We start from the raw sequence: 12,835 nt of genomic DNA on the forward strand, positions 1-12,835 counted from the left end.
CGCGGGGGACGACATGGATGTTCTGGGTACGGATCGCAGCTTCGCCAGCCTCTCCACGGCCGACCTGCTCGAGGCGAGAGACCTCTACCACTGGCACCTGCTCAACAAGAAGAACGTGGTCGGCACGGCGGTCGGGCTGTACCTGATCCGCTCCGACGACCCCTGGCCGGCCGGTGAGCGCCCCGCGACGAGAGTGGCCGGGCGTCGGGCTGCGAGGACGGCAGTGCGCGGAGAGCGCACGTTCGAGAACTCGGAGGTGCGCGACTACTCCTGGCCGTGCATCCTCGTGCTCGTCGACGAGTGGATCCCCGCCGACCGGTTCGGCGCGGGCGAGTCCCAGGCGTCGCCGGACGATCTGGTTCCGTCGACGCTGTACCTGCCGGACGGCAGGACCGCGCCGGTCTGTGTCGTGAAGGTGACGACGGCGCCACCGGACGATTCGCTCCTCCCACCGCGCACCTGGCCGGCCGGGCGGATCGGCGGCGGCTTCCCGCTCGTGAGCGACACGCAGGGCGTGCAGGAGCTCGGCAGCGTCGGAACGCTGGTCAGCGACGGGCACACCGTCTTCGCCCTGACGAGCCGTCACGTCACCGGGCCGGCAGGGAGCCCGGTGTCGAGCATCCTGCACGGACACGTCGCACCGATCGGCCGTGCGAGCGCGCATCAGCTCACGCGCAAGCCGTTCTCGGAGGTGTACCCGGGGTTCCCGGGACTGCGCAGCTTCGCGACGCTCGACGCGGGACTGGTGGAGGTCGACGACGTCACCCAGTGGACGTCCCAGGCTTTCGGGCTGCCGCGGGCGGGGGAGCTTGCCGACCTCAACGAGCTCAACATCGGGGTGCGGCTGATCGGAGCGAACGTGCGCGCCTTCGGCGCGGCCTCCGGTCAGTTGCGCGGCCGCATCGCCGCCCTGTTCTACCGGTACCGCAGCCGCGGCGGCTTCGACGACGTCACCGACTTCCTGATCGCTCCGCTGCCGGGCGAAGAGGACTCCCGCCCGGGTGACTCGGGAACGGTCTGGTACCTGGTGCAGACGGACGGCGCGCCGCTGCGACCGCTCGCGCTGCAGTGGGGTGGGCAGGGCTTCCTGGGCGCGTCCGGCGTCGGCTACGACTTCTCGCTCGCCACGAGCCTGACGAGCGTGCTGCGCCTGCTGGATGTCGAACTCGTCGTCGACTACAACACCGGCCCGCAGCCGTTCTGGGGGAAGACCGGCCACTACACGATCGCCACCTTCGCCTGCGAACAGGTCACCGACGCGAAGCTGAAGAAGCTGATGGTCGCCAACGAGGACCGCATCAGCTTCCCTCTGCAGGGCCTTGGCCACACCGCGATCGACACGACGACCGTCGCCGGCAAGAAGAACGGCGGGTTCGTCCCGCTCGCCGACGTGCCCGACCTGATCTGGAAGAACCTCCCCAGCGCGGTGAAGGGAGGCCGTGACACCGCGTTCCGGACGGGGCCGGAGCATCCCACTCACTTCGCCGACATCGACGAGCCGCTGGACGGGACCACGCTGCGGGAGCGCTGCGTCGCCGATCCGGCCAACGTGTCGGTCTCCGTATGGCAGGACTACTACACCCGCCTCGGGCACACGCAGCCGGACAAGCGCGGCCTCCTGCCGTTCCGGGTCTGGCAGTTCTTCGAGGAGATGGTGGCGGCCATCCAGGCGAAGGACGCGACGCGGTACGTGGCGGCGGCCGGTCTCGTGGCGCACTACGTCGGGGATGCCTGCCAGCCGCTGCACGGCTCGTATCTCTCCGACGGCCTCCCGGACGGCACCGGCTCGGGGGTGCACTCCGCCTACGAGTCGACCATGGTCGACCGCCATGACACGGAGATCGTCACCGCCGTGGCCGGGGCGCTGGAGACCGCGACGCGGCCCGCTGGCGTGAAGTCGGGGGAGGAGGCGGCCGTCGCCGTGGTGCAGCTGATGGACCGGTCGGCGAAGGCGGTCGACCCTCACACCCTGGTGATGGCCTACGCGGCGGTGGCGAAGAAGGCCGGCGACGCCTCCGTTGCCGTCACGGACGCCCTGTGGAGCCAGTTCGGGCCGCAGACGGTCGGTCTGTTCGTCGACGGGGCGCAGACGCTGGCGACGATCTGGCAAAGCGCATGGAAGGCGGCGGGAGGCGCCGGCGCATTCTCGGCCGCACAGCTCGCGGCGGTCGACGAGGCCGCGCTGCAGAAGCTCTACGAGAACCCAGCGTTCGTCCCGTCCCTCGTGCTGGACGACATCGCCCCCGTGCTGCACTGAGGGATGACTGCTGCGCCGCGTACCGTTTGCGGCGTGTCGCCGCGCCGCAGTCGTGACGCCGCACCGCAGTCGCGTCGTCGGGCCGCGCGCACGGGAAAGGCCCCCTGACCGGAGAATCCCCGGTCAGGGGGCCTTAGTGGTTGCGGGGGCAGGATTTGAACCTACGACCTCTGGGTTATGAGCCCAGCGAGCTACCGAGCTGCTCCACCCCGCGGCACAAGAAGAAACTCTAGCACGGGATTGGGGAGGGGTGAAATCGCGAACACCTGCCCGGGCGCGCCCCGTCGTGTGAACCGGTCGTCCTACTAGAGTCATTCCGAGATAGGGGATGCGATGGCGAGTGCCGTGACGAAGTTCCGGGTAGTGGTGGTCGAGGACGACCCGGACGTGGCCTTCTTCATGAAGACCGTGCTGGAGAAGCGGGCGGACGCCGTGGCGATCGCCGTCACCGATCCGTCGCTGGCTCTAGCGCAGATCGCGGAGTTCGAACCGGACCTCGTGATCACGGACATCGAGATGCCCGGGATCTCCGGCCTCGACCTGCTCAAGGAGCTGCGCAGCCACTATCCCGGGATGCCGGTCGTCGTGATGACGGCGCACGTCTCGGTCGACTACGCCGTCTCGGCCCTGCGCGCGCAGGCGGACGAGTTCCTGACGAAGCCCGTGGCGTCCGCCGAACTGGTGGCGATCGTCAACCGGCTGGCGGCAGAAGGGCGCGTCAAGCGGGCGGCCTCCCGGCAGCAGGTCGTGCTCGCCGTCGGTGCGCATCCGGACGACGTGGAGATCGGCGTCGGCGGCATCCTGGCGGCCCATCGCGAGGCCGGCAACCAGGTGGTCATCCTCACCCTGTCGCGGGGCGCCCGCGGCGGGGATGCGAACGACCGCCAGCACGAGTCCCTCGCCTCCGCCGAGCTCCTCGGGGCGCGCCTCTTCCTGGAGGACCTGGAGGACACGCACATCTCGGCTGCGGACCCCACGGTCGGGATCATCGAGCGCGTCGTCGCCGAAGTGCAGCCGGACATCGTCTACACGCACTCGTCGCACGACCGGCACCAGGACCACCGTGCGGTGCACGCCGCAACCAACGTCGCCACCCGTTCCGTGCGGACGGTGTGCTGCTTCCAGAGCCCGTCGGCCACCATCGACTTCCGGCCGACGCGCTTCGTGCCGATCGACGGCTTCACCGAGACGAAGCTGCGCCTGATCGACTGCTTCCGTTCCCAGACCGAGCTCCGCGCCTACCTGGAGCCCGACTTCGTGCTGGCGACGGCCCGCTACTGGTCGCGTTTCGGCGGGGGCAAGAACTGCGAGCCCCTGGAGGTGATGCGCGACACCGCGGACATCTCCGTCCCCGCCTCGACGCTCTCCGCCGAGGCCCGCTACCCCGGAACCCGACAGTAAGAGGACCGCGAATGACCGACACCACACGAACCCGCGTCCTGGTCACGGGCGCCGGCGGCCCCGCGGGCGTCGCCGTCATCCGGTCGCTGCTCGCGCGGGACGACGTGGACGTGTTCAGCGCCGACATGGACGGCTGGGCGAGCGGGCTGTACCTGGTGCCCGAGGACCGTCGGCGCATCGTGCCGGCCGGCCGGTCCGACGGGTTCGTCGATGCGCTCATCGCGATGAGCCGGGAGGACGGCATCGACGTGCTCTTCTCGACCGTGGATGTGGAGCTGCCCGGTCTCGCCGCCCGTCGCGACGAGCTGGAGGCCGTCGGCACCAAGCTGGCCGCGCCGTCGCACGACACCCTCGTCACCTGCCTGGACAAGTTCGCGCTCGTCCAGCGCGTTGCCGGGCAGGCGCGCATCCCGGAGACGCGGCTGCTGAACCGGGAGGGCGTCGGCGCCGGCTGGACCTTCCCCGTCATCATCAAGCCCCGTTCCGGTGCAGGGTCGCGCGGCGTCCGGCTGATCCAGGACCGCGTCACCCTGGAGGCCCTCGGGACCGACGAGAGCATCATCATCCAGGAGAACCTGCCGGGGGAGGAGTTCTCCGTCGACGTGCTCGCCAGCCTGGACGGCGACGTGATCGCCGCTGTGCCGCGCTCGCGGGAGCGGGTGGACTCGGGCGTGTCGATCGCCGGCCGCACCGTGCGCCGGCCGGAGCTCTCCGACACCGCGGCCGCTGTCGCCCGGGCGATCGGGCTGACCGGCGTCGCGAACGTCCAGCTGCGGTACAGCACCGACGGCGTCCCCGCCCTGCTGGAGGTGAATCCGCGCTTCCCCGGCGCGATGCCGCTGACCATCGCCTCGGGCGTCGACATGCCGTCGCTGCTGCTCGACCTGGTCCTCGGCCGTCCGGTGCCGTCGGCCGTCGACTTCGAGGAGCTCGCGAACGTGCGCTTCCTGGAGGACGTCTTCCTGAGTCCGGCCGACGTGCTCGTCTCCGAGAACGCCGCGCATGCGGAGGGACCGGAGGAGTGAGCGTCACCGAGGCGGACCGCCTGCCCGCCCTGCTCCAGGGCGACTTCCACGTGCACTCCACGTTCTCGGACGATGCCAGGAGCACGCTCGCCGAGAACATCGCGGCGGCGTCGGCGGCCGGTCTCCGCACCATCCGGCTGACCGACCACGTGCGCGCGTCGACCACCTGGGTGCCGGAGTTCCTCCGCTCCGTGGCGGCCGAGCGCGTCCCGGACGGGCTGACCGTGGTGACCGGCGTGGAGGCCAAACTCCTCGACGCGACCGGCGCCGTCGACACCCCCACCGATCTGATCGTCGGTCCCGGTGGCGTGGATGCCGTCGTGATCGGCGACCACCAGTTCCCCGGAACGGACGGTCCCTGGTCTCCCACCGCCACGCGCGAGCGGCTCGACGCCGGCCTCTCGGAGGACGACGCCCTCGACCTGCTGATCGAGGCGAGCATCCGCGCGATGGAACGGACCCGTCACGCGCAACTCGCCCACTGGTTCTCGATCCTGCCGAAGGTCGGGCTGGATGAGGCGCAGCTGGGGCCGGAGCGCCTCCTCGCGTGGGCCGAGGCCGCCGCAGCGACGGGCACCATCGTGGAGGTCAACGAGAAGTGGGCCTGCCCTGGTCCCGCCGCCATCACAGCGCTGCTGGACGCCGGTGCGCGTATCGTGGCCTCCACCGACAGCCATCTCGCGAGCGACGTCGGGCGCTACGTACGCGTCCCCGAGCTGCTCGCGGCCGCCGCCGCAGAGAGCCGTGCAGAACGGGAGGGAGCCCGATGAGCCCCGTCGAACCATCGGCCGAGCTGCGCGAGCGCATCCAGGACGAGCTGGAGCGCAACCGCCGCTGGGAGTACCGACTGCCCGCGTACGCCGGGGTGGCCCTGCTCGTCTGCGCCGCCATCGTCGTCGTGCGTGTGGTGTTCCTGCATGTCTGATCCCGGCGCGAAGCGCGTCGTGATCGCGGACGACGACGACGACATCCGCGGGCTGATGACCATCGCCGCGAAGCGGGCTGGTGTCGAGATCGTCGCGGCCGTCGACAACGGGCGGGACGCGCTCGACGCGGTGCGGTCGGGGGGCGTCGACCTCGCCGTGCTCGACATCTCGATGCCCGGGCTCAACGGCGTGGAGGTGGCGGAGGCCATCCGCTCGGACGACCTCACCCGCTCGACACTCATCCTGATGGTGTCCGCGTCGGTGCAGCTTCTGACCGACCACGGCGTCGTCGCCGACCGTTCCGACAGTTTCATCGTGAAGCCGTTCAGTCCCCGGGTGCTGTCCACGCGCATCCGCGAGATGCTGCAGCTGGAGGAACCGGCATGACACTCGACCGCTGGCTCAGCCGCCTCCCGATCGACTCGCCGTCGGCGTTCATGAAGCAGGTGCCGACGATCATCGGCTTCGCCATCGCCGTGGTGATCGCCGCAGTCCCGAACGGAGTGCCCGTCACCAACGGTCCGCTGTTCGTCGCCGGCGTCGGGCTCGTGGTCGTCGCCTCCATCCTGTCGCTCGTCATCCCGTGGCGCCGGCTGCATGCGGAGTGGGCCGTCGTCGTTCCCGTCCTGTCGCTGCTCGCGGTCGGCCTGCTGCGCCTCGGAACCGGTTCGGCGGTGTCGCCGTTCGCGGTGCTGACGCTACTGCCGTTCGTCTGGATCGCCTCCGAGGAGGGGCGCCTCAACATCCTGATCGCCGCGCTCACGACGTTCGTCGTGCTGCTCGCGCCGCTGGTGGTCGATCATGTCGCGCACACGGCCGGTGACGTGGTCCGTGCCTTCTTCTCGCCGATCATCTACCTGATCGTCGCGATCGTGATCAACGAGCTCGCGCACAGGATGCGGATCCAGTTGGCCGCAGCGCACGAGGCGAGCGAGCAGCAGCAGCAGCTTCTGGCGCAGGCGGTCACCGCGCAGGACGAGCTGGTTCTCAACGAGGCGCGCCTGAAGACCGCCAACCGGCTGATCCAGAGCATCTGGAACGCGGTCACTGAGCAGTCCGTGATCGGCACCGACCTCGACGGGCTGATCGACGTCTGGAACCCGGGCGCCGAGAAGATGCTCGGGCTCACCGAGAAGCAGGTGCTCGACGGCAAGCATCACGTCATCGACTTCCATCTGGACTCGGAGCTCTCCGAGCGCCTGCAGGACATGGACGCCCGCTTCACGACGGTGGCGAGCACGGACGAGTTCTCCGCGCTGGTCGACACGGTGCGTGCCGGTTCGGCAGACGTCCGGGACTGGACCTACGTCCGCCCGGACGGCAAGCGGGTCGCCGTCCAGGTCGCCGCGACTCCGCGGCTGGACGAGAACGGCCACCGCGTCGGCTTCATCTTCGTCGCCACCGACATGACGCAGGCGCGGGAGTTCGCCCGGCTGAAGGACGAGTTCGTCGGCCTGATCTCGCACGAGCTGCGCACCCCGCTCAGCTCGATCCTCGGGTACCTGGAGCTGATGCGCGACGACGAGGACTCCCCGTTGTCGGAGGAGCAGCTGCAGTACCTGGCGGTCGCAGAGCGCAACGCCCATCGCCTGCTGCGGCTGGTCGGCGACCTGCTGTTCACCGCGCAGGTGGAGTCGGGACGCTTCCCGCTGGACATCAAGGACGTCGAGCTCTCCGCTGTCGTCTCCGCCTCCGTCGAATCGGCGCGCCCGGTCGCGGCGAACGCCGGCGTGACGCTGCTCGGCGAGGTGCCCCCGCTGCCCCTGGAGGTGCGCGGCGACACGCTGCGTCTCGGTCAGGCGGTCGACAACCTCGTCTCCAACGCGCTCAAGTTCACTCCGTCCGGCGGGACCGTCACGGTGTCGCTGCGGCGGGACGGCGAGCAGGCCGTGATCGCCGTCGCGGACACCGGCATCGGCATCCCGGCCGTGGAGCTCAGCCAGCTCTCGCAGCGGTTCTTCCGGGCGTCGACCGCCACGCGGAACGCCGTCCCCGGCGTCGGCCTGGGGCTCACCATCACCAAGGCGATCGTGACGGCGCACGGCGGTCGCCTGGACATCGCCAGCGAGGAGGGCGTCGGGACCTCGATCAGCATCGTGCTCCCTGTGGAGACGCCGCAGCCGGTGACCGAGGCGATCCCGCGGGCGGAGATGGCGCCGTGAGCGACCGGCCCGCCGAACTCACCATCGACGACCGCGTCGTCGGGGTGGCCGTCGCCCAGTTCGCGCCGGGGGAGGACCGCGTCCACAACCGGGATGTGGTGAGCGGTCTGATCGCCGTCGCCGCGTCGCGCGGAGCCCGGCTGGTGATCCTGCCCGAGTACGCCTCCTTTTTCACCGACCCGCTCGGAGCGTCGTTCGCCCGGAACGCGGAGGGTCTCGACGGCGACTTCGTGGGAGCCCTGTCGGCCGCCGCACGTGAGCACGCCGTCTTCGTCGTCGCCGGGCTGGTCGAACGGACCGACGAGGCCCACAAGTTCTCGAACACCCTGGTCGCGGTCGATCCCGCCGGCGACGTTGTCGCGACGTATCGCAAGCAGCATCTGTACGACGCCTTCGGCGCACAGGAGTCCGACTGGGTGGTTCCCGGTGGGCTGGAGGAGCCGCAGACATTCGAGGTGGACGGCGTGGTCGTCGGCCTGCAGACCTGCTACGACCTGCGCTTCCCCGAGGTGACGCGGCGTCTCGCGGACGCCGGTGCCGATCTCGTCGCGGTCCCGGCCGAGTGGGTGCGCGGGCCGCTCAAGGAGCACCACTGGACGACGCTGCTCGCCGCCCGTGCGATCGAGAACACGCTCTACGTGGCCGCCGCCGACCATCCGCCGGCGATCGGCATCGGCGCGAGCGCGATCCTCGATCCGATGGGCGTGACTCTCGCCGGCCTCGGCGAGACCACCGGCGTCGCCGTCGCGGAGGTCTCGACGGCACGGATCCGCGACGTCCGGGGGCGCAACCCCGCGCTGCGGCTCCGTCGGTACCGCGTCATCCCGCTGTGATCGCGGCGAGCCTCCTCGCCGCCTCCTCCAGCACCTCCAGGCGCTTGCAGAACGCGAAGCGGACCAGCGACGCCGTCCGCGCCGCGTAGTCGGCCCGGCTGAAGGCGCCGAGCGGGACGGCGACCACGCCGGCGAGCTGCGGCAGCGCGCGGCACAGCTCGACCGCGTCCGGGTAGCCGAGCGGAGCGGCGTCCGCGACGACGAAGTACGTGCCGTCGGACGGGAAGACACCGAACCCCGCGGACCGCAACCCGGCGGAGAGGACGTCGCGCTTGTGCGCCAACGTCTCGGCGATGCCGGTGAAGTAGGCGTCCGGCAGCCGCAGGCCGGCCGCGATGGCCGGCTGGAACGGCGCGCCGTTCACATAGGTCAGGAACTGCTTCACCGCGAGCACCGCCGTGACGAGGGCGGGCGGCGCCGTCAGCCAGCCGACCTTCCACCCCGTCGTGCTGAACGTCTTGCCGCCCGACGAGATCGCGACGGTGCGCTCCCGGGCGCCGGGAAGGGATTCGATCGGGATGTGCTCCGGCCCGAAGCTGAGGTGCTCGTAGACCGAATCGGTGACGATCACGGCGTCGTGCCGGTCGGCCAGCTCGACGACGAGTTCGAGGGTCTCTCGGTCGAGCACGGCGCCGGTGGGGTTGTGCGGTGTGTTGATCAGGATGATCCGGGTCCGGTCGGTCACCGTGTCGCGCAGACGGTCGAGATCCGGCCGGAACACGGGAGGTTCGAGCGGCACCGTGCGGTGCACGCCCCCGGCCAGGGCGATCACGGCGCCGTACTCGTCGTAGTACGGCTCGAAGGTCACCACTTCGTCGCCGGGCTCCAGCAGCGCGAGCAGCGTCGCGGCGATCGCCTCTGTGGCGCCCGCGGTGACGAGCACCTCGCGGTCGGGGTCGACCTCCAGCCGGTAGAAGCGGCGCTGGTGCTCCGCCACAGCGAGGCGCAGGTCCGGGATACCGAGGCCGGGCGGGTACTGGTTCTCGCCACCGCGGATGGCCGCGACCGCGGCCTCCAGCACCTCGGCGGGCCCGTCCTCGTCCGGGAAGCCCTGCCCGACGTTGATGGCGCCGGTGCGCGTCGCCAGCGCGCTCATCTCGGCGAAGATGGTCGGTCGCACGGTGCCGTCGGCGCCGAGCAGGCCCGCACCGGCCGCCGTCCGGCGCCAGGCTCCAGGAATCGTCATGGAACCACGCTACGGCCTTACTCGCACCGGACCCATCGGATACGTTGTGGAGAGTCATCGACATGCAGAAGGTCGCCCACAGCAACAGCAAATAGAACGCTCAGGTTGGCATCCCAAGCTGTCTGTGCTTGGAAGGAGCAACACCATGACCGACACCCCGAACACCCCGGAGCCCGCGAAGCCCCAGCACGACGCCGACACCGACGCGGTCGTGGATGCTGCCGCCGGCTCCGAGCAGCACCCGGCCGCGGCGGCGCCGTCCGCCGAGGCCCCCGCGCAGCAGCCGACGGCGGAGCAGCCGACCGCGCCGGAGCAGCCGACCGCGCCGGAGCAGCCGACCGCGCCGCAGCAGCCGACGGCGGAGCAGCCGACGGCGGAGCAGCCGACGGCGCAGCAGCCGACGGCGCAGCAGCCCATCGCCCAGCAGCCGACGGCGCAGCAGCCGACCGCTGACCAGCACTACACCCAGCCGACGCAGCCCGTGCACCCGCAGCCCTATGGCCAGCCGTACGGCCAGCAGCAGCCGCACTACGGCAACGGCGCCTTCGGGCAGCCGGCCGGATACGGCCAGCAGCCGTACGCCCCCAACGGCCACCAGCAGCCCTATGCCACCGCGCCGGGCTCCGCTGCGCCGGGCGCCACGACCACCGCGACGCAGGCCAAGCCCGCGAAGCGCGGCAACACGGGGCTCATCATCGCGACCCTCGCCATCGGCGCGCTCATCGGCGGTGTCGCAGGCGCCGGAGCAGGCGTCGGAATCTTCGCCGCGACGGACGCGGGCAACGCCACCATCAAGACCGTCTCCGGACCGCAGAACATCACGGTCAACGACGCGAACGACGCCAGCACCATCACGGCCGTCGCCGCCAAGGCGTCCCCGAGCGTCGTCACCATCTCGGTGACCGCCTCCAGCTCAGGCGGGACCGGCTCCGGAATCGTCCTGACCTCCGACGGCTACGTGCTCACCAACACGCACGTCGTCACGCTCGACGGGCAGGCCTCCAACGTCAGCGTCACCGTGACCGACAACGACGGCAAGATCTACACCGCAAAGGTGGTCGGCACCGACCCGACGACCGACCTCGCCGTGATCAAGCTGGACAACGCGTCCGGCCTCACCCCGATGACCTGGGGCGACTCCAGCAAGCTGAACGTCGGCAGCACGACGGTCGCCATCGGCGCCCCGCTCGGACTCTCCGGCACCGTAACCGACGGCATCGTCAGCGCGCTCAACCGCTCCATCAGCATCGCCTCCTCCGCCGCCCCCAAGGACGACTCGAACAGTGGAGGCGGCAGCCAGAACCCGTTCAACTTCGACTTCCCCGACCAGGGCGGCTCCGGCTCGCAGCAGCAGCAGCAGACGGCGACCCAGGGCACGATCTCGCTGCCGGTCATCCAGACCGACGCGTCGATCAACCCCGGCAACTCGGGCGGCGCGCTGCTGAACAGCAAGGGCGAGCTCATCGGCATCAACGTCGCCATCGCGAGCGCCGGTGGCTCCAGCACCGACGGCTCCCAGTCGGGCAGCATCGGCGTCGGCTTCGCCATCCCGTCCGATCTCGCCAAGCGCGTCTCGGACGAGATCATCAAGAACGGCTCCGCAACGCACGGCCTGCTGGGCGCCTCCGTCGCGGACGCGAGCAGCGACACCAAGGCCACGACCGTCGGCGCGCTCGTCAAGAGCGTGACGGGTGGCGGGGCGGCCGCGAACGGCGGGCTGAAGGCCGGCGACATCATCGTCAACCTGAACGACACTCCGATCACGAACGCCACCGACCTGACCGCGCAGGTCCGCGCGCAGGCGGCGGGTTCGAAGGTCGACGTCACCTACATCCGCGACGGTCAGACGAAGACCGCCTCGGTGACCCTCGGATCGCTCCCCGCCGAATAATCGGTTCCAACCTCTCCGCAAGGCCGTCCCGCAGCCGCGGGGCGGCCTTCCGAGGTTCGCCGCAGGGGCGGCTGATAGGCTCGACGCCGACCGCTACACCGAAGGATCAGATGCCGGACGACGCCGTGAACACCCTCCCGGGTGTCTCGTACGTGATGCCCGTTCTGAACGAGGTCACGCACGTCAGAGCGGCCGTCGACAGCCTGCTCGCGCAGGACTACGCCGGTCCCTTCGAGGTCACCATCGCGCTCGGGCCGAGCATGGACGGCACGACCCGGCTCGTCGAAGAGCTGGCGGCGGTCGACGACCGGATCCGTGTCGTCGACAACGCGGTCGGCTCCACGCCGGCCGGGCTGAACCTGGCCATCCGCGAATCGCGGTACCCCATCGTCATCCGAGTCGACGCGCACAGCGTCCTCCCTCCCGACTATGCGCGAATCGCGGTCGAGACCATCCTGGAGACCGGCGCCGACAACGTCGGCGGCCTCATGGATGCGCAGGGCACCACGGACTTCGAGCGGGCCGTCGCGCGCGCCTACGGCAGCCGGGTCGGGCTCGGGGGCACCAAGCTGCACGTCGGCGGCGAAGCAGGGCCGTCCGAGACCGTCTACCTGGGCGTGTTCCGGCGTGACCGCCTCCTCGAAGTCGGCATGTTCGACGAGGAGATCAAGCGCGGTCAGGACTGGGAGCTCAACCGCCGCCTGCGCACCACCGGCGGCACCGTCTGGTTCACCCCGCGTCTCAAGGTGACCTACCGCCCCCGCCCCAACCTCTATCGCCTGGCACGGCAGTTCTTCTCCACCGGCATCTGGCGGGGGGAGCTCGCCCGGCGGTTCCCGGCCTCCAACGGGCTCCGCTACTTCGCACCGCCCGTGATGGTGCTCGGCGTGGCGATCGGAACGCTGCTCGGCATCGCCGGGATCGTCCAGGCCGCCCTCGGCGCCGCACCCTGGCTGCTGTGGGGGTTCGCAGCGCCGGTGCTGTACGCGGTGATCGTCGTCGTCTCGGCGCTGCTGTGGGGGCGGCGCGACGGTTTTCGCCCGTTCCTGTGGTTTCTCGTAGTCTTGCCGTGCATCCACTTCAGCTGGGGCGTCGGGTTCATCCTCGGATACCTGTCGCTCACCCGCAACATCACAGCCCACACGGGAAGGTAG

Annotated in this window: 11 protein-coding genes and 1 tRNA gene; 10 read left to right on the forward strand and 2 right to left on the reverse strand. The window is 70.6% G+C overall.

Features of this window, described 5'->3' with window-relative positions:
* Nucleotides 1-13: 13 nt before the first annotated feature.
* Nucleotides 14-2,257: a S1/P1 Nuclease gene (locus SB754_RS05115; protein WP_410781272.1), complete on the forward strand. Its 2,244-nt coding sequence runs from the start codon at nucleotides 14-16 to the stop codon at nucleotides 2,255-2,257.
* Nucleotides 2,258-2,394: 137 nt separating this feature from the next.
* Here the strand turns inward: SB754_RS05115 and SB754_RS05120 are convergent.
* Nucleotides 2,395-2,471, reverse strand: a tRNA-Met gene (locus tag SB754_RS05120).
* Nucleotides 2,472-2,590: 119 nt separating this feature from the next.
* On the opposite strand from SB754_RS05120, the gene SB754_RS05125 reads away from it, so the two are divergent.
* Genes SB754_RS05125 through SB754_RS05155 form a run of 7 tightly spaced genes read left to right on the forward strand, consistent with a single transcriptional unit; the run spans nucleotide 2,591 to nucleotide 8,604 of the window.
* The gene (locus tag SB754_RS05125) at nucleotides 2,591-3,658 is read left to right on the forward strand and encodes a response regulator (RefSeq protein ID WP_410781273.1); all 1,068 of its coding nucleotides are present in this window, start codon (nucleotides 2,591-2,593) and stop codon (nucleotides 3,656-3,658) included.
* 11 nt (nucleotides 3,659-3,669) lie between these two features.
* Nucleotides 3,670-4,683 carry an ATP-grasp domain-containing protein gene (locus SB754_RS05130; RefSeq protein WP_410781274.1) on the forward strand — a complete coding sequence of 338 codons (1,014 nt, stop codon included), beginning with the start codon at nucleotides 3,670-3,672 and terminating at the stop codon, nucleotides 4,681-4,683.
* Complete coding sequence (locus SB754_RS05135; RefSeq protein WP_410781275.1) at nucleotides 4,680-5,453, forward strand: PHP domain-containing protein; 774 nt, start codon at nucleotides 4,680-4,682, stop codon at nucleotides 5,451-5,453. Before SB754_RS05130 ends, SB754_RS05135 begins: the two co-directional genes overlap by 4 nt.
* A complete protein-coding gene (locus SB754_RS05140) occupies nucleotides 5,450-5,608 on the forward strand; it encodes a hypothetical protein (protein WP_410781276.1) in 159 nt (52 codons plus the stop codon). Before SB754_RS05135 ends, SB754_RS05140 begins: the two co-directional genes overlap by 4 nt.
* Nucleotides 5,601-5,996, forward strand: coding sequence for a two-component system response regulator (locus SB754_RS05145; RefSeq protein ID WP_410781277.1), 396 nt, complete (start codon nucleotides 5,601-5,603; stop codon nucleotides 5,994-5,996). The genes SB754_RS05140 and SB754_RS05145 overlap by 8 nt, the downstream gene beginning before the upstream one ends.
* Complete coding sequence (locus tag SB754_RS05150) at nucleotides 5,993-7,771, forward strand: sensor histidine kinase (RefSeq protein ID WP_410781278.1); 1,779 nt, start codon at nucleotides 5,993-5,995, stop codon at nucleotides 7,769-7,771. The genes SB754_RS05145 and SB754_RS05150 overlap by 4 nt, the downstream gene beginning before the upstream one ends.
* On the forward strand, nucleotides 7,768-8,604 hold the full coding sequence (locus tag SB754_RS05155; RefSeq protein ID WP_410781279.1) for a carbon-nitrogen hydrolase family protein: 837 nt from the start codon (nucleotides 7,768-7,770) through the stop codon (nucleotides 8,602-8,604). Before SB754_RS05150 ends, SB754_RS05155 begins: the two co-directional genes overlap by 4 nt.
* On the opposite strand, the gene SB754_RS05160 is transcribed toward SB754_RS05155, so the two are convergent.
* Nucleotides 8,591-9,790, reverse strand: coding sequence for an aminotransferase class I/II-fold pyridoxal phosphate-dependent enzyme (locus tag SB754_RS05160; RefSeq protein WP_410781280.1), 1,200 nt, complete (start codon nucleotides 9,788-9,790; stop codon nucleotides 8,591-8,593). The two genes, SB754_RS05155 and SB754_RS05160, sit on opposite strands and share 14 nt — an antisense overlap.
* A gap of 145 nt (nucleotides 9,791-9,935) precedes the next feature.
* Here SB754_RS05160 and SB754_RS05165 point away from each other — a divergent pair, with 145 nt between their 5' ends.
* Nucleotides 9,936-11,681: a trypsin-like peptidase domain-containing protein gene (locus SB754_RS05165; RefSeq protein ID WP_410781281.1), complete on the forward strand. Its 1,746-nt coding sequence runs from the start codon at nucleotides 9,936-9,938 to the stop codon at nucleotides 11,679-11,681.
* Nucleotides 11,682-11,791: 110 nt separating this feature from the next.
* Nucleotides 11,792-12,835 (forward strand): glycosyltransferase family 2 protein, encoded by a 1,044-nt coding sequence (locus tag SB754_RS05170; protein WP_410781282.1) that lies wholly within the window; start codon nucleotides 11,792-11,794, stop codon nucleotides 12,833-12,835.

This window comes from Leifsonia sp. SIMBA_070 (genome assembly GCF_046534635.1).
Classification (GTDB): Bacteria; Actinomycetota; Actinomycetes; order Actinomycetales; family Microbacteriaceae; genus Leifsonia.